19 protein-coding genes are annotated in these 18,132 nt (G+C 39.6%); 10 read left to right on the top strand and 9 right to left on the bottom strand.

The genetic code is table 11. The features are described 5' to 3' along the window. Window positions 1-422: 422 nt before the first annotated feature. The 6 genes from ABTV71_RS19195 (at window position 423) to ABTV71_RS19170 (ending at window position 6,207) form a co-directional block, all read left to right on the top strand. Entirely contained in the window at window positions 423-1,751 is a 1,329-nt protein-coding gene (locus ABTV71_RS19195) for an inositol-3-phosphate synthase (protein WP_108633174.1), read from the top strand. Window positions 1,752-1,948: 197 nt separating this feature from the next. Continuing rightward, the gene (locus tag ABTV71_RS19190; RefSeq protein WP_245971304.1) at window positions 1,949-2,686 is read left to right on the top strand and encodes a nucleotidyltransferase family protein; all 738 of its coding nucleotides are present in this window, start codon (window positions 1,949-1,951) and stop codon (window positions 2,684-2,686) included. A 4-nt stretch (window positions 2,687-2,690) separates the two neighbouring features. Continuing rightward, entirely contained in the window at window positions 2,691-3,584 is an 894-nt protein-coding gene (locus tag ABTV71_RS19185) for a hypothetical protein (RefSeq protein WP_121123672.1), read from the top strand. Continuing rightward, window positions 3,565-4,518 (top strand): CDP-alcohol phosphatidyltransferase family protein, encoded by a 954-nt coding sequence (locus ABTV71_RS19180; RefSeq protein ID WP_433900715.1) that lies wholly within the window; start codon window positions 3,565-3,567, stop codon window positions 4,516-4,518. Before ABTV71_RS19185 ends, ABTV71_RS19180 begins: the two co-directional genes overlap by 20 nt. Next, a complete protein-coding gene (locus ABTV71_RS19175) occupies window positions 4,508-5,497 on the top strand; it encodes a lysylphosphatidylglycerol synthase transmembrane domain-containing protein (RefSeq protein WP_121123668.1) in 990 nt (329 codons plus the stop codon). Before ABTV71_RS19180 ends, ABTV71_RS19175 begins: the two co-directional genes overlap by 11 nt. Before the next feature lie 2 nt (window positions 5,498-5,499). Then, entirely contained in the window at window positions 5,500-6,207 is a 708-nt protein-coding gene (locus tag ABTV71_RS19170) for an HAD family hydrolase (RefSeq protein ID WP_433900714.1), read from the top strand. Here ABTV71_RS19170 and ABTV71_RS19165 read toward each other — a convergent pair whose 3' ends face one another. The 7 genes from ABTV71_RS19165 to ABTV71_RS19135 all read right to left on the bottom strand — a co-directional run bounded on the left by ABTV71_RS19165 (window position 6,208) and on the right by ABTV71_RS19135 (window position 12,779). Beyond that, window positions 6,208-7,080, bottom strand: a complete 873-nt coding sequence (locus tag ABTV71_RS19165; protein ID WP_433900713.1) for a helix-turn-helix domain-containing protein — start codon at window positions 7,078-7,080, stop codon at window positions 6,208-6,210. A gap of 1 nt (window position 7,081) precedes the next feature. Continuing rightward, a complete protein-coding gene (locus tag ABTV71_RS19160; protein ID WP_433900712.1) occupies window positions 7,082-7,759 on the bottom strand; it encodes a M15 family metallopeptidase in 678 nt (225 codons plus the stop codon). 134 nt (window positions 7,760-7,893) lie between these two features. Beyond that, complete coding sequence (gene ppk1 / locus ABTV71_RS19155) at window positions 7,894-9,963, bottom strand: polyphosphate kinase 1 (protein WP_121123661.1); 2,070 nt, start codon at window positions 9,961-9,963, stop codon at window positions 7,894-7,896. A gap of 163 nt (window positions 9,964-10,126) precedes the next feature. Next, window positions 10,127-10,504 carry a hypothetical protein gene (locus ABTV71_RS19150; protein WP_121123659.1) on the bottom strand — a complete coding sequence of 126 codons (378 nt, stop codon included), beginning with the start codon at window positions 10,502-10,504 and terminating at the stop codon, window positions 10,127-10,129. Between the two features lie 10 nt (window positions 10,505-10,514). Beyond that, window positions 10,515-11,093 carry a DJ-1/PfpI family protein gene (locus ABTV71_RS19145; protein WP_121123657.1) on the bottom strand — a complete coding sequence of 193 codons (579 nt, stop codon included), beginning with the start codon at window positions 11,091-11,093 and terminating at the stop codon, window positions 10,515-10,517. Between the two features lie 77 nt (window positions 11,094-11,170). Then, window positions 11,171-11,734, bottom strand: a complete 564-nt coding sequence (locus tag ABTV71_RS19140; protein WP_121123655.1) for an NADPH-dependent FMN reductase — start codon at window positions 11,732-11,734, stop codon at window positions 11,171-11,173. A 109-nt stretch (window positions 11,735-11,843) separates the two neighbouring features. Then, complete coding sequence (locus tag ABTV71_RS19135; RefSeq protein WP_433900711.1) at window positions 11,844-12,779, bottom strand: 1-aminocyclopropane-1-carboxylate deaminase/D-cysteine desulfhydrase; 936 nt, start codon at window positions 12,777-12,779, stop codon at window positions 11,844-11,846. An 18-nt stretch (window positions 12,780-12,797) separates the two neighbouring features. Here ABTV71_RS19135 and ABTV71_RS19130 point away from each other — a divergent pair, with 18 nt between their 5' ends. Both ABTV71_RS19130 and ABTV71_RS19125 read left to right on the top strand, forming a co-directional pair. Next, on the top strand, window positions 12,798-13,844 hold the full coding sequence (locus tag ABTV71_RS19130) for an RluA family pseudouridine synthase (RefSeq protein WP_121123653.1): 1,047 nt from the start codon (window positions 12,798-12,800) through the stop codon (window positions 13,842-13,844). A gap of 20 nt (window positions 13,845-13,864) precedes the next feature. Next, complete coding sequence (locus ABTV71_RS19125) at window positions 13,865-14,731, top strand: aminotransferase class IV (protein ID WP_121123651.1); 867 nt, start codon at window positions 13,865-13,867, stop codon at window positions 14,729-14,731. Between the two features lie 39 nt (window positions 14,732-14,770). On the opposite strand, the gene ABTV71_RS19120 is transcribed toward ABTV71_RS19125, so the two are convergent. Continuing rightward, window positions 14,771-15,346: an NADPH-dependent FMN reductase gene (locus ABTV71_RS19120; protein WP_121123649.1), complete on the bottom strand. Its 576-nt coding sequence runs from the start codon at window positions 15,344-15,346 to the stop codon at window positions 14,771-14,773. A gap of 216 nt (window positions 15,347-15,562) precedes the next feature. On the opposite strand from ABTV71_RS19120, the gene ABTV71_RS19115 reads away from it, so the two are divergent. Both ABTV71_RS19115 and ABTV71_RS19110 read left to right on the top strand, forming a co-directional pair. Beyond that, window positions 15,563-16,078: a hypothetical protein gene (locus tag ABTV71_RS19115; RefSeq protein ID WP_121123646.1), complete on the top strand. Its 516-nt coding sequence runs from the start codon at window positions 15,563-15,565 to the stop codon at window positions 16,076-16,078. Window positions 16,079-16,388: 310 nt separating this feature from the next. Next, window positions 16,389-17,315: a polysaccharide deacetylase family protein gene (locus tag ABTV71_RS19110; RefSeq protein ID WP_121123644.1), complete on the top strand. Its 927-nt coding sequence runs from the start codon at window positions 16,389-16,391 to the stop codon at window positions 17,313-17,315. A 93-nt stretch (window positions 17,316-17,408) separates the two neighbouring features. Here ABTV71_RS19110 and ABTV71_RS19105 read toward each other — a convergent pair whose 3' ends face one another. Then, window positions 17,409-17,990 (bottom strand): PhnA domain-containing protein, encoded by a 582-nt coding sequence (locus ABTV71_RS19105; protein ID WP_433900710.1) that lies wholly within the window; start codon window positions 17,988-17,990, stop codon window positions 17,409-17,411. Window positions 17,991-18,132: the final 142 nt, after the last annotated feature.

Raw genomic sequence — 18,132 nt, 5'->3', positions numbered from 1 at the left:
GGTTTCATCAATTTAAGTCTAAAGGTAACGCTCCCGAAATCATTTTCCAATTTTATTGTCATATTTATGCGGATTGGAAAAAGAAAAATTGACCAATTTTTTAGAAAGAATAACTTTTTTTGAATTGTATTTGGATTAGTTTTTTAATGTTAATATATTGAGTAAAATTAGTTATGATTATATTTTATTTTTCAAGGTATGTTCAAATGGCTTAAATTTCAATGAGATGAGTGATCCCGAGTTCGGTCGGAATTGTATTTTATCTTCGTTCTTTTGTATTCGGATAGGCCTTGAAACAGCAATTGTCACGATTTTATAAATAAAGTGACAATGGGTATGAAATATGTTTTTTTAAGCTAATTTTAAGAATTATTTTATCATAAAACATCAATTAAATAACAAATTAAGTATATAGAATTAATATGGGACAACAAGTGAAAGATGCCAATGGCAAATTGGGTATTCTTATTCCGGGATTGGGTGCTGTGGCTACAACATTGATCGCTGGTGTGGCATCTATAAACAAGGGTTTTTCAAAACCGATAGGATCTGTTTCGCAATTGAGCAGAATCCGTTTAGGTAAGCGCACGGAGAATAGAAATCCATTAATAAAGGATTTCGTCCCTTTGGCAAAGTTGGAAGATGTAGTTTTTGGTGGTTGGGATGTTTATGAGGATAACGTCTATGAGGCAGCTTCAAAAGCACAGGTATTGGAACAAGGTCAACTTGATGCCGTAAAAGCTGAATTGGAAGCAATTCAACCGATGAAAGCTGTCTTTGATCGCAATTTTGTGAAGAATTTAGACGGTACGCACATTAAAACGGAAAAGACGCGTCGTGAGCTGGCTGATGCTGTGCAACGTGATATCCGTGAATTTAAAGAAAAAAACGGCTTAGACCGTGTCGTATTGGTATGGTGTGGTTCTACTGAACGCTATATTGAGACAAATGAAGCCTTCTCAACAATTGCAAAATTAGAAGAAGCTTTGGATAATGATGATCAACGTATTCCACCGAGTATGATCTATTGTTATGCAGCTATAAAAGAAGGCGCTCCTTATGTTAACGGTGCACCTAACTTAACGTGTGATGTTCCTGCTATTGTAGAATTAGCTCATGAACATGGCGTTGCAATTGCTGGAAAAGACTTCAAAACAGGTCAAACATTGATGAAAACAATTGTTGCTCCGGGTCTTCAGGCAAGAGCACTTGGGGTAGAAGGATGGTTCTCTACAAATATCTTGGGTAACCGCGATGGCTTGGTATTGGATGATCCAGAAAACTTCAAAACAAAAGAAGTTTCTAAATTATCCGTATTGGAAGAAATTCTAGATGCGAAAAAGAACCCCGAATTATACGGTGATTTATACCACAAGGTACGGATCAATTATTATCCTCCTCACGGAGACAACAAAGAGTCTTGGGACAACATCGATATCTTTGGCTGGTTGGGTTACAAAATGCAAATCAAGATCAACTTCTTGTGCCGAGATTCAATTTTGGCTGCTCCAGTTGCTTTGGATTTGGCATTGTTTATTGATTTGGCACAACGTGCTGGTATGTCAGGTATCCAGGAATGGTTGTCTTTCTATTTGAAATCACCACAAACGGCACCGGGTTTACCTCCTGAGCATGATATCTTCAAACAATTGATGAAATTACAAAATACCTTGCGTCATATTATGGGCGAGGACTTGATTACTCACTTGGGACTGGATTATTACCAAGAGTTGGTAGATAGTATTCAATAGATTACCTTTATAAAAAGGGGAACAATTACTTCGGGTGATTCTTCCCCTTTTTCTTCGGGATAATTATATCGTGGCCTGCAGATTTGCACTATTAAAAAATAGGATAGGGAGGCTATCAAATAATTACCCGTCAATAACCCGCTGTAAACTTTTGCGTTTGCAAACGCTAGTATGGTGACAGGGGTTTTACTTTTTTAATGAATGATTTTATTTTGCAATTAGAAGGAATGGAATTTGCTATTATTGCGGCGGGAGAAGGATCTCGATTGCGAAAAGAAGGGTTCAATTTACCTAAGCCCTTGCTACCCTTACATGGAGTTCCATTGATTGAACGATTGATTCGCGTTTTTGCTAAAGAAGGTGCACAGCAAGTGCATGTTATTATCAATAGACAATCACCTGAATTGAAGACGTTTTTAACACATACAGCATTTGAACTACCTATCATCCTGATCGAGGAGGACACCCCAAGTTCTTTGCATAGTTTTGCTTTGTTGGTCAAAAGCAATCCTGCTTGGACTTCCTGCTGTCTGACGACTACAGATACTGTTTTTAAACCCCACGAATTTCATGAATACCTTACTGCTTTCCGTCAGTCAGATGCAGACGCCTTTATGGCTGTGACACCATTTGTGGATGACGAGAGCCCACTTTATGTGAATACAGACGATGAATTAAATGTAGAAGCATTTTTGGACAAGGCTACGGCCGGGACAAAATTTGTTTCGGGAGGGATTTATTGCTTTCGCAAGGCTGCGATGGACTGTGCACTCCGCTCTGTCGCTGCTGGAAATTCCAGAATGCGTAATTTTCAACGTGCGCTTTTAGAAAACGATTTGAACGTTGAAGCTTTTGTATTCGAGAAGGTGGTGGATATCGATCACTTAAAGGATCGCATTGTAGCGGAACGGTTTTTGAGTGAGGAAGTTAGTTAATAAAATGAGCGAAATGATTTCTATTTTAGGCGTGACGCGTAAAAATCGCTTTTCACCCAATCACGTGGGGAATGATGCTGCAATATTTAACGAAGTTGTGCTAAAATTAACCGAAAAAGGTGCAGCCGTTGAAATTTGCAATGAGGATGAATTTTTAGCTTCTGATTCCGTAAAACAGGGAAATATCCTGACGATGGGAAGAACAAAAACCTTGGTTAAGAAGCTGCAATCACTTCAAAATAATGGCGTTCATGTATTGAATTCAGGTTTTGGTATTGAAAACTGCTTTCGAAAAAACATGACACTCAAATTGTTGGAAGGTGGGATTCCATACCCTAAAAGTATTGTCATCTCTACCGTCGCAGATATGCAGTCGATTTTTGAAAAGTTGAAAGGGAAAGGCGTCTGGATCAAACGCGGCGATTTCCATGCCATCCATAAAGAGGACGTTACCTTTGCTGCCAGCCTCAAAGAAGCACAGCATATCTTGAACGAATACGCCCTTCGGGGAATTAAAGAAGCTGTAATATCCGAACATTTGGCCGGGGATTTACTGAAGTTCTATGCGGTGAGGGACACCGATTTCTTTTTCTATTTTTATCCCTATGAGCATAATCATCATAAATATGATTTGTATGAGCAAATTAATGATGAAGTTGTCCATTTTCCGTTTGATTTGGCTGATTTAAAGCAAGTAGCCAACCGCGCAGCAGAAGTATTGGATGTCCACATCTATGGCGGTGATGTAATAATCGATTCAAATGGAGAATTTCATATTATTGATCTGAATGATTGGCCAAGCTTTGCCCCTTGTCGAGCTGAGGCCGCTGAAGCCATTGCGCAAATGGTTTACCATAAATTTACTGAAAAGAACCAAAATGCAGAGAGAACAAGTTAATGTAGTCGAAGAAGAGAATTTGAGTGCATTCGAACAATCTTTAAAATCCAACGATACCGAAGAGAAAATAGATGTCTGGTTTTATAGACCTATTGGATTTCGTATTGCACAAGTATGCGCTAAAATCGGGATTACACCCAATGCAGTGACTATTATAAGTATTTTCTTTGGTGTTGCTGCGGGTATTTTATTTTATTATGGCGATTTATGGATAAATGTGATCGGGATGTTGCTACTGATCTTCGCGAACTCCCTGGATAGCGCAGATGGACAATTGGCACGAATGACAGATAATAAGAGTCGTTTTGGTCGTATTTTGGATGGTTTTGCAGGTGATTTTTGGTTTGCGTCCATTCATATCGCTATTTGTTTGCGGAGTATCAACGAAGGCTGGACAGATTGGCTTTGGGTGTTCTGTATCCTTGCCGGAGTATCCCATATGATACAATCTGCAATGGCCGACTATTATCGTAATGTCCACCTATTTTTTATTAAGGGTAAAGCTGGTAGTGAGTTGGATAATACACGCGATTTGAAAGTTGATTATGATGCGCTTTCCTGGAAGAAAAACTTTTTCAGCAAATTTGTGTTGAACGGTTACATGGGGTATACCCGAAATCAGGAAAAGTTATCGCCAAAATTGCAGAAACTGCTGCATATCGTCAAATCTCGATATAAAGATGATTTACCAAAACAACTGATGGTTGATTTCAGAATGAAAAATAAACCATTGATGAAATACACGAATATTGTACAGTTCAATACCCGGGTAATCTTTCTCTTTGTTTGGTTGTTTATCGGGCAACCATGGATTTACTTTTTCTTTGACATGTTTGTATTAAATCCGATCTTAATCTATATGTGCAACAGACAGGAAAGGGTAAGTGGTTATTTCGTAGATAAGTTAACAAACGATCCAACCTATGGGGAGTAAAATCTATAAAGTACTCTTTATGCTGATCGGTATAGGCACCTTGGCTTATATGATTCGTGCGATGGGAGTTGAGGAGATTTGGATTAATCTGGAGAAAATCGGTTGGTGGTTTTTGCCGGTACTGGGCAGCTGGGCAGTCCTTTACTGGATGAACGCCATCGCTTTTAAAGCGATTATTCAGGAACCGCAATTGCCGCAGACCGATGTTCCTTTTTGGAAAGTATTGCAATTGACTGTGTCGGGGTATGCAATTAATTACATTACACCATTTGTCGCACTAGGGGGGGAGCCTTACCGAATTATTGAGCTTAAAAATTATGTTGGTGGTTCAAAAGCAGGTTCATCCGTTCTGTTATATGGAGTTATGCATATTCTATCCCATATTTTATTTTGGGTAGTGTCTGTTTTTCTGATCCTCTGGTTTGTACCGGCCAGTACATTGGTCAATGTCGCCTGTGCTGTGATTTTTGTGATGGCTATTGTCTGTACTTGGTTATTTACAAAATTCTATAAAAAGGGAATTACGGTTTCTTTATTGAGGGCTTTGTCAGGTTTGCCTTTGGTTGGAAAAAAAATCAATAACCTGCTGGAAGCGAAGTTCGAGACACTGAACGATGTTGATCAACAGGTGAAAAATTTATTTCAAAACCGGAGGGGCCGATTTTATACGGCTCTCTTCTGGGAGTTTGTCGCACGGGTAATTGGGTGTTTTGAAATTTATTTTATCGGTCTGGCCTTGGATATCAATATAGATTTTATCGATGCCATGATTATCAGTTCGGGTTCCTCACTATTTGCCAATCTCGTGTTTTTCTTCCCGATGCAATTGGGGACACGTGAAGGTGGGTTGGCGATGGCAGTGATGAGCATCGGCCTACCGGCTTCTGTCGGTATTTTTATGGGCATTGTGACCAGGATCAGAGAAATCGTTTGGATCATTATCGGTTTGGGCTGGATGAGTTTAGTTAAAAAGAAATAACAATGGATAAGTTTATAATTAAGGGAATTATTTTTGATTACGGTGGAACGTTGGATACAAATGGGGGGCACTGGGGAGCGGTAATATGGTCCGGCTACGAAAAGTATCAAGTTCCGGTCAACCTAAATTCATTTCAAGAAGCATATGCTTATGCCGAAAGGCAGATGGCGATTCAACCGATTATCAAACCGGAGTTTAACTTCTTGGAGGTGCTTAAAGCAAAATTGAAGGTGCAGTTTGAGTACCTTATTGCTGCTGGCTATGATCTGGAGAAGGAACAGGCCGATAAAATTGCGTTTGATGGTTATTCTCTAGCCAAAGATACGGTTGCCCGGGTAAAGCCGTTATTGGTTGCGCTAGGCGAGCAGTATCCTATTGTAATGGTTTCTAATTTCTATGGCAATCTAAAGGCTGTACTGGCTGATTTTGGTATTTTATCTTATTTTAAAGCGGTTGTTGAGTCAGCCGTCGTGGGCGTACGTAAACCAGACCCTGCGATTTATGCGCTCGGTGTAGAAGCAATGGGATTACCTGCTGCAGAGATCTTGGTCGTCGGTGATTCCTATAGTAAAGATATGGCTCCAGCTAAGGCTGTAGGTTGTCAGACACTATGGTTGAAAGGACAGACCTGGGGAGAAGATAAGTTGCAGGATATTTCTGCCGCGGATAGGCAATTTAAGACTATTTTTGATCTCCGTGATTTTGTTTAATCATGCTTTTTGACGAAATTCTTTAGGCGATATGCCTACATTTCGCTTAAAGAATTTCCCAAAAAAGGACTGGTCTGAAAAATGCAGTTGCTTCGCGATTTCTCCGATCGAAAGCCCTTGGCGGAGCAAGTATTTAGCCTCTTCCACCAGTACATTCTGTATTAATTCTATCGCTGACTTTCCTGTAAGTTCTTTTGTGATCACCGAGAGATGTTTTGGGGTGATACCAAGTTCTGAAGCATAAAACTGCACGGTATGGTCCTGACGAAAAGACTGTTTTAGCAGTAGGTAGAAATTGGCCAATATTTCTCTTTTTCGTGAGGGTACGAAAGGTATATTTTTGAAATTTTGACTTGCCAGGCGCGCAATTTCACAGAACAGCACTTCAGCCAGAGATTTGATAATCTTTGGTTTGAAAATATAATCATGCCCCTGTTTCTCGTAATGGATAAACTGTTTAAACAGATTGGACAAGTTTGTGGCATCCTGCATCGAAAGAGCGAAGACATGACTATTATCCAAGGCGAGTGATTTTTTTGTGAGCTCAAAAAAATCTTTTCGAAAGTCCAATTTGAAGATAAAATCTATGCTGAAGAAAATCAGATAAACTTCGCAGTCCCAAGATTTGGAAACAGATGCACCGTTAACTTTCGAGGATGGACTGGTCAAGAGCAGGTGATGCTGCCCGACCTGTACCCGCTCATCATTAATCATAAAAGATGTTTCCCCCTTTTTTATTAAACAGAGTGAATAAAGATTCTTGTTCGCCAATATAAGCTGCTGCTGCGGACTGAATACTGGCTTGGATCTGTTTCCTTTGATGTGAAAAGCAAAAAAATCTTTGTTGTTGAGGTGTTGATCTATGATGGGCATATTATTTCACAATAAAATCAAAATACGTTTTACGATAAGGTTCATCCTTTAGGGTGTAATGCCACCATTCTTTATCGTAGGCTTTAAAGCCAAATTTAGCCATGGCTTCACGAAGTATTTTGCGATTTTCTTTTTGTTTTGTTGTTAGATTTGAATAGTTGTGGTGGGAGATATCACCAAAGAAATCAAAGGGTGCTCCCATATCGAGTTCTTTCTTATTAGTGAGATCGATCAAAGTTAAGTCGACGGTACTACCTCGACTATGACCAGACTTGCTGGCAATAAAGCCCAGTTTAAATAAGTTTTTTTTATCTAACTGTGGATAGAACTCGCGCTTAGCGATGGTATCGTTGATAACCAGTGACCAAGCTTTGAAATGATCAACAGCCCGTTGCGGACGATAGGCGTCGAATATTTTTAATGCCAGACCTTGTTTGTTCAGATGTTTTTCGACTTGTTGTAGGGCCAATGCGGCACGCTTGGTCAGGATGGCGACTGGTTTTTCATAGCCGTGAACAGGGCGGCCCGTAAAGTTATGGCTTCCAAAGTAACGCATATCCAGACTAATTGTTGGAATAAATTCTTTTACATAGGCGAAGTTTTGCGGCATTTTTTGCTGGGCTTTCAATTGGAAGGCAAAAAATACAAGACTAATGGACAGACAAAAATTGAGTTTCATGGGTTGAAGATACAACTTTAGATGCTCAATTCCAGCATCGAGATGTCAGCTACATAGCCCTTATGGCCAGTAATAAGGATGGTAAATGCGCAAACCCTCAGGCAATGAAGACCTGAGGGGTGTCGGGACTTATCTTAATGATCCGTTATTTTCTTTTTTAAGTATTTGTAGATCTCAATCTGTGAGCGACAGGGATCCTTTTTATTTTCAACATAATGATTGCTCAAGGAATTGTTCAGCATACGAGCCTTGACGTTGTCATTGAGCTGTATGTAAAGCATTTCCTTGAGGTCTTCCTTGATCTTCTTACTCGTGATTTTTACAGCGGCTTCAATACGGTGATCTAGATTTCGGGTCATCCAATCTGCTGAGGAGATATACATCAGCTCTTTACCGGCATTATAAAAATACATGACCCTTGCATGCTCGAGATATTCATCCACGATTGAAATCGCATTCATGGGTAATTTAAATGTTTTTTGGTTCGTCGCACAATAAATTCCCCGAATAATCAGATCTATTTTAACCCCGGCGTTTGCTGCATCATAGAGCTTTTTAATCATGTCTTTGTCGCTCAGTGAGTTTACTTTGATAATGATGGATGCTTTTCGGCCAGCTTTGGCTTCAGCTATTTCCAGATCGATAAAATGCAGCAGTTCCCTGCGCATATCGATAGGACAGATCAATAAACTTTTACAGTTTTTGATTATGTCAGCTGGGTTGGATTTGGGCCGTCTGAGATAGTTGAACACTTTATTGATGTCAGCGATGACATCCCTATTGCTGGTCAAGAGACAATAATCTCCATATAATTTAGCTGTTTTCTCATTGATATTTCCTGTACTGACAAAACCATACTGAATGGTTTTTGCACCTGTCCGTTTTTTAATGACACATAATTTGGCGTGTACTTTTTTATTGGGAATACCTGTAAGTACTTTAATTCCTTCAAGTTCTAGCTTCTCTTTCCAGTCCAGGTTATTCTCTTCATCAAATCGTGCGCGCAGTTCAAGCATGACCGTTACTTCCTTTCCATTTCGTGCAGCATTGATCAACGCATTGGCGACCTTAGAATTCGAAGCCAAGCGGTAGGCGGTAATTTGTATTGTTTTTACATCCGGATCCATTGCTGCTTCGCGTAATAAATCGATGATCGGCCGAAACTCATGGTAAGGAAAAGACAGGAGTACATCCTTTTTTAATACAGTATCGGTGACTCGCTCATAGTTTTGAAAATAGGGATGTGGGAATGAAGTTCGTTCCTGCGGCTGATAATAAGACTTAAATACATTCGGAAAGTCCATAAAATGTTTAAAATTATGGATCTTCTGTCCGGGTATGATACTGTCTTTTTTTGATAGGTTGAGCTTTTTGATCAGAAACTCCACGAGTTTTGGATTCATCTCCTGATCAAAAATAAAACGTGTCGGTTTACCTTTACGCCTATTCTTGACCCCCTTACTTATTTTTTCGACCAACGTTGTATTGATGTCGTTGTCGATATCAAATTCAGCATCTTTTGTGACTTTAAACACATGTGCATGGAAAACATCAAAGCCAAAATAGGAGAATATCAACGGAAGATTGAACTTGATGACATCTTCGAGAAGGATAATATGTTTTTCATCCTTTGGTGCAGGCAACTGGACGAAGCGTCCATTTTGGCTCGTAGGGATTTCAATTAAAGCAAACTTAGTTTCATATTGCCATTCACTTTTCCCCATGGCAATACCCAGATAGAGGCTCTTATCACGGATATAAGGCATTGGACGGACATCATCGAGGATCAGAGGGATGACATTTGATTCCACATCATCCTGATAATACTCGCTGACAAATTTTTGTTGTTCCGGACTTAGTTCTTCACTCGTTTTGATAAAGACATTTTGCTTGGCCATCTCCTTTTGGATTCGGTTCCAGGTATTGTCAAATTTCTTTTGCTGTTTGATTACGCGGACATTGAGCTCTTCCAAAATCAACTGCGGATCTTCATAAAAAGATTGATTGGCACTTTTGTCTTTGAGGTCAATAGCACGTTTGAGCCCGGCAACCCGAACACGGAAAAATTCATCCAGGTTATTGGAAAATATACCTAAAAATTTGATCCTTAAGGGTAAAGGAACAGACTCATCTGCAGCTTCTTGCAATACCCTGCCATTAAAGCTTAACCAACTGATATCTCTAGGAATAAATTTTTTCGCCATAGCTAAATATACATAAATTTCAGATGCAAAACTAGAGCTATGGATGCGATAAACGAACTTTTTCGTGTTAAAGAATTATTAATTTATTTTTTCTTCATCTTGCCCAAAAAAATACCCCAAAAAGTGCGAAACTTTTTGGGGTAAATAGCAATCTTATACCTGACTATTTCTTTTTCCCGTATTTTTTGGAGATCTGAATCGCTTTATATTTGCTACTGTCAAAATGTGGGGCATCAATTGTCAGGCTTGTTGGATAAGGAGCCGTACGATCGAAAAAATATACAGTTGTTGTACTACCGTAATCATTGACCGGAAGTAGCTCCAGACAGCCCGTGTAATCTGCATTCAACACATCACCTACTGTAACGGCATAGATGCGGATAATTCCACCTTTATTTTGTTCATTCCTGACAAAAGCAACTTCTTTAAACCCGCCGGGAAGATCTTCTATACTTTTCTGATTGAAAGTATCTTTTAAAATAAAACCCAACAGCACTAAAATCGGGATGACCAAAAGCCACACCTTTTTATTCTTCTTCATTAAAATACGCTTAAATAGTAATGTTTATCTCCAATAATTTATAAAATTCTTTGAGGATAGCCTGATGTCCCGGCCAAGCAGGAGAGGTCACCAGATTTCCATCCACAATAGCTTGGTCAGCTGGAATATTTTTCCAAGTTCCGCCTGCCAGTTCAATATCTGGTCCCACTGCTACATAGGCAGTCAATGTACGTCCTGTCAAAACTTTTGCCGCTGTCAATACCTGAATTCCATGACAGATTGCTGCGACAGGTTTATTCTTTTCAAAGAAATGTTTTGTAATCTCCAATACGCGTTGATTAAGGCGGATATATTCCGCCGAACGACCACCCGCGATATAGAGTCCATCGTATTCTTCGGGATTAACCTGATCAAAATCCTTATTGATCGCAAAATTATGTCCCCGTAGTTCCTTATACGTTTGGTCGCCAGTAAAATCATGTACAGCAGTAGGTACGACATCACCCTTTTTTCGATCGGGGGCGATGGCATCAACTGTTATTCCTATTGATCCCATTGCTTGAAATGGAACCATTGCTTCGTAGTCTTCTACAAAATCTCCAACCAGTAATAATATTTTTTTTGCCATATCAAAAACCTCTTTTAATAGGTTTTGAATTTACGTATTAAAAGAGGTTTTCACAATGATTATTTGTTAATCTTTTGTTAACCTTGGACAGCCAATTTCTCTGCAAGGAGACGTTTAGTCTTACGTACTTTCGCTTCGAGCTGGCTTCTTAAAGTTGGATTGATAATACCTTTTCCTTCTTCAAAGTTTTTATGGAATTCAGGAAGGGAGAATGAATCCAGGATTTCAGCACCGTCCCACGTGATTCTATTGACTGCTGCATTTAATACAGTGGATCCACCCATCGGTCCGGGAGCAGTTGCCAGTAAGAAAACTGGTTTGCCATTGAACGTTTTGCGATTTGGGATGCGCGAAACCCAGTCTACAATATTTTTGTAGGCTGAAGTGTAGGATCCGTTGTGTTCTGCCAATGAAATGAGCAGGAAATCTGCCGCATCCATCTTCGCGGCAAAATCATGGGCCAACTGTGGAATACCCAATTCTACTTCCTTATCATAAGAATAAATAGGCATTTCGAAATGATTGAGATCAAGGAGCTCTATGCTGTCATCCGCTTCTTTATAATATTTCGAGGTACTCGTTACAAAGATTTTGTTGATAGAGTTTTTATTACTTGTTCCTGCAAATGCTAGTATTTTCATCTGTGTATAAGTTTTTAATTTTTAAACTGGTCAAACTTACAACATAATCATAAAAAAAATGTCAGTCGAATGTCTGCTGAGGGCATAATATCACATTTATTGATCTAGGTCAATTAAAAACAAACCGTTGGTACATCCCCAGCAGCCCCGTGAGTCCGCCTGTGTGCACTACCAGCAGTTGATCAGCGGGTGTGAAATAATCCTTTCTGATCAGATCATCCACGGCATAGAGCAATTTTCCGGTATAGGTGGGTTCGATCATGATGCCTGTGCTGGCAATAAAATGCTGGGTGAATGCGAGGAGATCCGGTGTTGTTTTGGCATAGCCGCCAAAATGATAATCCAGATGCAAAATAGGGGGCGGAAGGTGGGGGTAAAGCTGGGCGACCTCGTCATTGATAAAACCGCCATTCTTTAGTACAGGTACGCCATGTACCTGTGTGAAAAGATCTTTTTTATCAATTGCGTTAGCAATTCCGGCAAGGGTGGTTCCGGTACCACAGGCCGTAAAGATATGTTGGTAATCCTGTTGGAGTTCATCGACAAGTTCGGCACATCCTTTGGCGCCTAGGAGGCCGTAACCGCCTTCGTGGATATAGAAAGTTGTTGGGTCCTGATCGAAATACATACGATAGAGCTGCTCCTTGTCCCGATAGGAATCGCGGTCCACATAAATAAGTTGCATGCCAAATAATTGACACATGGTCAGAACAGGGTTGTTAGCCTGTTCATCACCTCTGACAAAAGCTGTTGTTTTGAACCGGAAAGTAGCTCCTGCGCAAGCAGTCGCCAATAGATGGTTGCTCCATGCACCTCCAAAAGTAACGATATGATTTTTCTGAAGCTGTAAAGCCTCCTGAAGATTGTATTTCAATTTTCTCCATTTATTACCTGAAATGAAGGGGTGGATCAGGTCATCCCGCTTCAGCGTCACCTTGATATGCTTTTTTTCCCATAGAGGTAACGTGATTTCTGTTTCGGGGCTATGGATTTTGAATGACAACATAACATTAAATGAAAACAAAGTTAACGAAAATTGTTTCATTTGGTTTATTTTTGTAGCATGACCGAACAAATGGGATCGCAAGATCAAGAAGAACAAGAGTTATTTGAACATCTACGAATTGAAGTGGATAAGGGGCAAGCTTTACTCCGTATTGATAAATATCTGATGAATAGGGTGGAAAATGCGACAAGAAGTAAAATTCAGCATGCCATTGAAGCAGGTTCTGTCATGGTCAATGGAAAAGAGATCAAGGCGAGTTATAAAGTCAGACCGGATGATGTCATTACTTTGGTATTGCCCGATCCACCACGTGACAATGAAGTTTATCCAGAAGATATTCCCCTGGATATAAAATATGAAGACGATGATGTATTAATTGTCAATAAAGAAGCGGGGATGGTGGTGCATCCGGGCTATAATAATTATACGGGTACTTTGGTCAATGCATTGACTTACCATATACAGCAGCTGCCGCAGTTGCCTGGAAATTCAGACCGTCCAGGGCTAGTACACCGGATAGACAAAGATACTTCAGGATTATTGGTGATTGCCAAGAATGAAAAATCGATGGCATTTTTGGCTAAACAGTTTTTTGACCATAGTATCACCCGCAAATACATTGCGCTGGTATGGGGAGATCTGAAGGAAGACGGAACGATTACGGGATATATTGGTCGTCATTTGAAAGATAGGCGTATCATGGCCATGTACGATAGCGAAGATAAAGGGAGGTGGTCTGTGACGCACTACAAAGTGCTGGAACGATTAGGCTACGTGACCATGATCGAATGTCAGCTGGAGACGGGCCGTACGCATCAAATCCGGACCCACATGCAGTCTATTGGCCATCCATTGTTTAATGACGCAATGTATGGTGGCGATAAGATATTAAAAGGGACTGTATTTTCAAAGTATAAGCAATTTGTGGACAATTGCTTCGCCCTGCTTCCACGTCAGGCGCTCCATGCACAGGTATTGGGATTTATTCATCCAACTACAAAAGAAAATATGTATTTTGAGGTACCATATCCCGAAGATTTTCGTTTAGCTTTAGAAAAGTGGCGCGGTTACGCCGCAAATTCCATGGCTGTAGAAAATGATTAAAATTTAGAAAATAAACAAAGATGCCGACAAACTATATCAATTTTAATGGCAATGTAGTGCCGGAAGAACAGGAAATATTTAGCATAGAAAATAGAGGCTTTCGCTATGGTGATGGTTTGTTTGAAACCATGTTGTATAAGGATGGTGATATCCGTTTTCTGAATTTTCACGTAGTGCGCTTACAGCAGGGAATGGAATTGATACATCTTGATGATGCAAATCTTTTCGATGAATTTTTTATTCGTTCAAGATCAGAGGAACTGATTCGTAAGAATAATATGTTGGGACAGCAGGTTCGCATTCGACTGATTATATTCCGAATGGGTGGGGGGCTATACAGCCCAACGACAAACAAACCGGGATTTGTCTTGCAGGTACAGCGTATAGAACCCAATCTGAGGGATAAGAAAGTCGGTCTGATTGTGGGCTTATATAGTGAGTTTAAAAAACCTTATAGTGACTTGTCAAGATTAAAATCACTCAATTCACAAATTTATGTGCTGGCGGGTATATACAAGAAAAAAATGGCCTTTGATGATGTGTTGATTTTAAATCAGGAGGGCTACCTTTGTGAGTCTCTGACTTCCAATATCTTTGTGTATTATGAGAAAATACTTTATACGCCTGCGCTTTCTGAAGGTTGTATTGAAGGAGTCATGCGTCGAGTTGTGATGGATATGGCCAGGGCGGAAGGGATTGAAGTAGTGGAGGCGCAGATTAGCCCCGAGATCATGAAAAGGGCAGATGAAATTTTCTGTACAAATGCGGTACAAGGGGTCCAATGGGTCATGGGCTATAAACAAAAACGCTATTTCAATAAGATATCACGTATATTGCAGGACAAACTGTTAAGTTGGAATTACGATTCAAACGAGGAGCAAAATTAAGCTTGCACAAATAAATAACAAAGACAAAAGGCCAAGCGATTAATCTTGGCCTTTTGTGTGTACGATTCGGATGATCCAATGTTCAAAAGCTCTTTTGAAGCTGAGTAAAAAATCTTTTGTTTTCTGGAGTTCGATTTTTCCATTTTCACCGATACAGTCTTTTATATTTCCGAGATATGCTTCCGGCTGCTGCATAGGATAAATATTAACAAATACCAGTGACTGCCGTATGTGATGATTTGCTCCGAACGCCCCGTAAGCTCCCGTTGAAGAGGAGATAATAGCGCCGGGTTTGCCATCCCATTTATTTTTACCATAAGGTCGGGATCCCACATCTATAGCGTTTTTTAAGACGGCGGGGACGGAGCGATTATATTCAGGTGTTATAAAAAGAACTGCATCAAGTGCAGCGATTTCTTTTCGAAAGCGGACATAACTTTCAGGTGGGTTGCCTTCATCATCAAAATCTTGATTATATAAGGGAAGATCACCAATTTCGATCACCCGATAGTTAAACTTGTTAGCCGGTTGTTCGCAGATAAACGCCGCTATTTTTTTATTATAGGATTGTTTCCTTAAGCTGCCGACGATGATTCCAATGTTGTAAGTATTCATTCCAAATTCCAGTTAATGTATGAAAAGTACTATTGGTTGAACAATTTGTATCCCAAAAAGTTTCCCTGTAAAATAAGATGAAGTTAAAACTAAGCTGTTTATGCTGAATAAGTTAAGTTTTTGTTAACAAAAATTAACATTTATCTTTTAATCTTTTGCATACAGTTTGTGTCGTAATGTAAAGAAGAAATTACAAAACTAAGGGAGGAGCTACTTATGAAAAAATTGTTGTACACCGCTGCTATTGTTGCAGGACTTTTCGTGACAGGGAAGGCAGATGCACAGGTAAGCATTAGCGTAAATATCGGAAGTCAGCCAAGCTGGGGACCAGTAGGTTATGATTATGCTCGTTATTATTATATTCCTGAATATAATATGTATTATGATGTGCCTGCAAGATGTTATGTTTATTACGATAATGGTGGCTGGATACGAAGAGCAAGCTTGCCGAGAAGATATCGACATTATGATTTTTATCGAGCACATAAAGTTGTGATCAATGATCGTAATCCTTGGCATCATCATGACCGTTATAGAAGTAGATACGGTCACTCACGTGGTAGACAGGTGTCTATCCGTGATAGTCATCACCGGCGCAGCGGTTACTCTTTCGCAAGTGAGCGTAGTGTAAGGCGGAGTCACTCCTGGAAAGAAAGTAGAAGAGATTATGATAGAGGTAGAGGGCATGGACGTGGACACGATCATGGGCATGGAGGAAGGCACAGAGATTAGTTGGATGAAGAAGTGTCCATTTTGAGTATCTTAATCGTTTAATAAGAAAGGGCCTACCTTGTGGTAGGTTCTTTTTTTATGTTATTATTTTGATAAAACATAGTATTCGCTCCGCTCCGTGTGCCTTTGCCTATGCTATAATTTTATAACATGATGTTCAATAAAATATAGTGGGACGAATAAATCGAAAGATATAACACGCTGATTCGTGAAAATAATCTTAATTTTGCGACATGAACATGCTAAACAACTTAAAAGGGCGGATTTTGCATGTTTGAGATAGAATGTGACCTGTAAGTTAATTTTTGTAATGGGAAAAGTAATTAAATCAAGCCTGATATGGATGAGTTTGGGAATGACCGCGTTGGGACTAGGGTCTTGTAATCAAAATAGCGGCAAAAAAGAAGAGAAAAATGTTACTGTCGATTCTGTACAGCACAGGAAAGATAGTCTAATTGTTGTGCAGGATTCTATTACAAAAGTGGATTCGCTACGTAAGGATTCCATTACCAAAATAGAGGCGGATGTTTCTTATACTGGTGCTAAAGATACCACAGTTTTATTGACAGATTCTGTTTCACCGCGATATATTTACCTTACTTTTGATGATGGCCCGCTTAATGGTAGCCAATATTTAGATTCTATCGCTACGGCCAAAGGCATTAAAATCAATGCGTTTTTGATTGGCGCTCATGACAAGATGAGTAAAAAACTGCATGGTTTTACGGAGCGTTATAAAAATAATCCGTTGGTTGATTGCTATAATCATAGTTACTGGCATGCACATGATAAGTATACTACATTTTACTCAAATCCACAGACGGCATTTGAAGATTTCGAATTGGCAGAACAGTCTCTGGGCTTGCAGCATAAAATTGTTAGACTTCCGGGGCGAAATATCTGGTATGTAGGTGACCGTAAAAAGGTTGACCTGAAAAGCGGTGCTTCTACGGCCGAGCTTTTACATCAAAATGGTTATAAAGTTATGGGCTGGGACTGTGAATGGAAAATTAATGGGGTGACCGGTAAACCAGATTTAACGGTCAATCAGCTGTATACGCAGATGAAAAACTTACTTCGGAAAGGTACGTCTTATACAAAAAATAATGTGGTACTTTTGACACACGATAATATGTACCAAACAAAAAAGGGGCAAAAATTATTGTCAGATTTGATTGACAGCTTAAAACAGCATCCAAACTATCGTTTTGAGTTTATGCGTAATTATCCAAAGTAGAGCATTTGTGCTATTTATTATTATTTAGCCCCAAACTAATCGTCTTTCGAAACTAGTTTGGGGCTAAATTTATAAGTGGAAGGCTATTTTTTCTTAATTTTGTTTGCGTAGGTATTTTGTCAATATGACGATGGTCTGGCCTTCTATTTTTCCTTCAATCTGCTCAATATTATCAGCTACTAAACGGATATTTTTGACCACGGTACCTAAGGTCGCTTTCAGTGAAGAACCTTTTACATCCAGTGTTTTTGTCAATACAACGGTATCACCCTCCAATAGTCTTTGACCAATGCTATCTTCATGAAAGGAAACATAGCCATCATTTTCATGATCACCGGTTTTCTTTGCCTCCGCTAACGTTTTATCATCAAGATAGAGGATATCGAGTGCTTCGGAAGCCCAGCCTTCATTTTTCAGACGACTTAACATACGCCAGCAGACAATTTGTATGGCAGGTATTTCTGACCACATGGCGTTAGGCAAGAATTTCCAATCTTCCGGATTTAATTGCTCCGTTTTGTTGAGCTGGTTGGCCAAGGTTGCTGAAATCAGTAGGGTGTTATCCAAAGTAGAACTGGTTTCTGGTGGTAAAATATAGGTTACTACATCCGTTTCAGCGCCTGTCAGCTCACATTTTCCTCCAGCCCGCGCGAGTAATTGTTCTTCTAATTTCATATCTGTTTCTATAAAAGCCCAAAAATAAGAATATAAATTGTAGTAAGTCTTAACACTTGAAATAAAGCTTGTTTTTTGGAAAAAAATGGGACTTACCGCCATATTGGTATTGAATTTGTACACTAACGAGATTGGAAAAGAT

The sequence above is a fragment of the Sphingobacterium puteale genome (genome assembly GCF_050986225.1).
GTDB classification, from domain to species: Bacteria; Bacteroidota; Bacteroidia; order Sphingobacteriales; family Sphingobacteriaceae; genus Sphingobacterium; species Sphingobacterium puteale.
Note: the sequence above shows the minus strand (reverse complement) of the source record. Positions and strands in the feature narration are given on the sequence as shown.

Excerpts from the sequence above, each read along its gene's own strand:
- ABTV71_RS19195 (WP_108633174.1), top strand. The coding sequence starts at position 423 with ATGGGACAACAAGTGAAAGATGCCAATGGCAAATTGGGTATTCTTATT.
- ABTV71_RS19190 (WP_245971304.1), top strand. The coding sequence starts at position 1,949 with ATGAATGATTTTATTTTGCAATTAGAAGGAATGGAATTTGCTATTATT.
- ABTV71_RS19185 (WP_121123672.1), top strand. The coding sequence starts at position 2,691 with ATGAGCGAAATGATTTCTATTTTAGGCGTGACGCGTAAAAATCGCTTT.
- ABTV71_RS19180 (WP_433900715.1), top strand. The coding sequence starts at position 3,565 with ATGCAGAGAGAACAAGTTAATGTAGTCGAAGAAGAGAATTTGAGTGCA.
- ABTV71_RS19175 (WP_121123668.1), top strand. The coding sequence starts at position 4,508 with ATGGGGAGTAAAATCTATAAAGTACTCTTTATGCTGATCGGTATAGGC.
- ABTV71_RS19170 (WP_433900714.1), top strand. The coding sequence starts at position 5,500 with ATGGATAAGTTTATAATTAAGGGAATTATTTTTGATTACGGTGGAACG.
- ABTV71_RS19165 (WP_433900713.1), bottom strand. The coding sequence starts at position 7,080 with ATGCCCATCATAGATCAACACCTCAACAACAAAGATTTTTTTGCTTTT.
- ABTV71_RS19160 (WP_433900712.1), bottom strand. The coding sequence starts at position 7,759 with ATGAAACTCAATTTTTGTCTGTCCATTAGTCTTGTATTTTTTGCCTTC.
- ppk1 (WP_121123661.1), bottom strand. The coding sequence starts at position 9,963 with ATGGCGAAAAAATTTATTCCTAGAGATATCAGTTGGTTAAGCTTTAAT.
- ABTV71_RS19150 (WP_121123659.1), bottom strand. The coding sequence starts at position 10,504 with ATGAAGAAGAATAAAAAGGTGTGGCTTTTGGTCATCCCGATTTTAGTG.
- ABTV71_RS19145 (WP_121123657.1), bottom strand. The coding sequence starts at position 11,093 with ATGGCAAAAAAAATATTATTACTGGTTGGAGATTTTGTAGAAGACTAC.
- ABTV71_RS19140 (WP_121123655.1), bottom strand. The coding sequence starts at position 11,734 with ATGAAAATACTAGCATTTGCAGGAACAAGTAATAAAAACTCTATCAAC.
- ABTV71_RS19135 (WP_433900711.1), bottom strand. The coding sequence starts at position 12,779 with ATGAAACAATTTTCGTTAACTTTGTTTTCATTTAATGTTATGTTGTCA.
- ABTV71_RS19130 (WP_121123653.1), top strand. The coding sequence starts at position 12,798 with ATGACCGAACAAATGGGATCGCAAGATCAAGAAGAACAAGAGTTATTT.
- ABTV71_RS19125 (WP_121123651.1), top strand. The coding sequence starts at position 13,865 with ATGCCGACAAACTATATCAATTTTAATGGCAATGTAGTGCCGGAAGAA.
- ABTV71_RS19120 (WP_121123649.1), bottom strand. The coding sequence starts at position 15,346 with ATGAATACTTACAACATTGGAATCATCGTCGGCAGCTTAAGGAAACAA.
- ABTV71_RS19115 (WP_121123646.1), top strand. The coding sequence starts at position 15,563 with ATGAAAAAATTGTTGTACACCGCTGCTATTGTTGCAGGACTTTTCGTG.
- ABTV71_RS19110 (WP_121123644.1), top strand. The coding sequence starts at position 16,389 with ATGGGAAAAGTAATTAAATCAAGCCTGATATGGATGAGTTTGGGAATG.
- ABTV71_RS19105 (WP_433900710.1), bottom strand. The coding sequence starts at position 17,990 with ATGAAATTAGAAGAACAATTACTCGCGCGGGCTGGAGGAAAATGTGAG.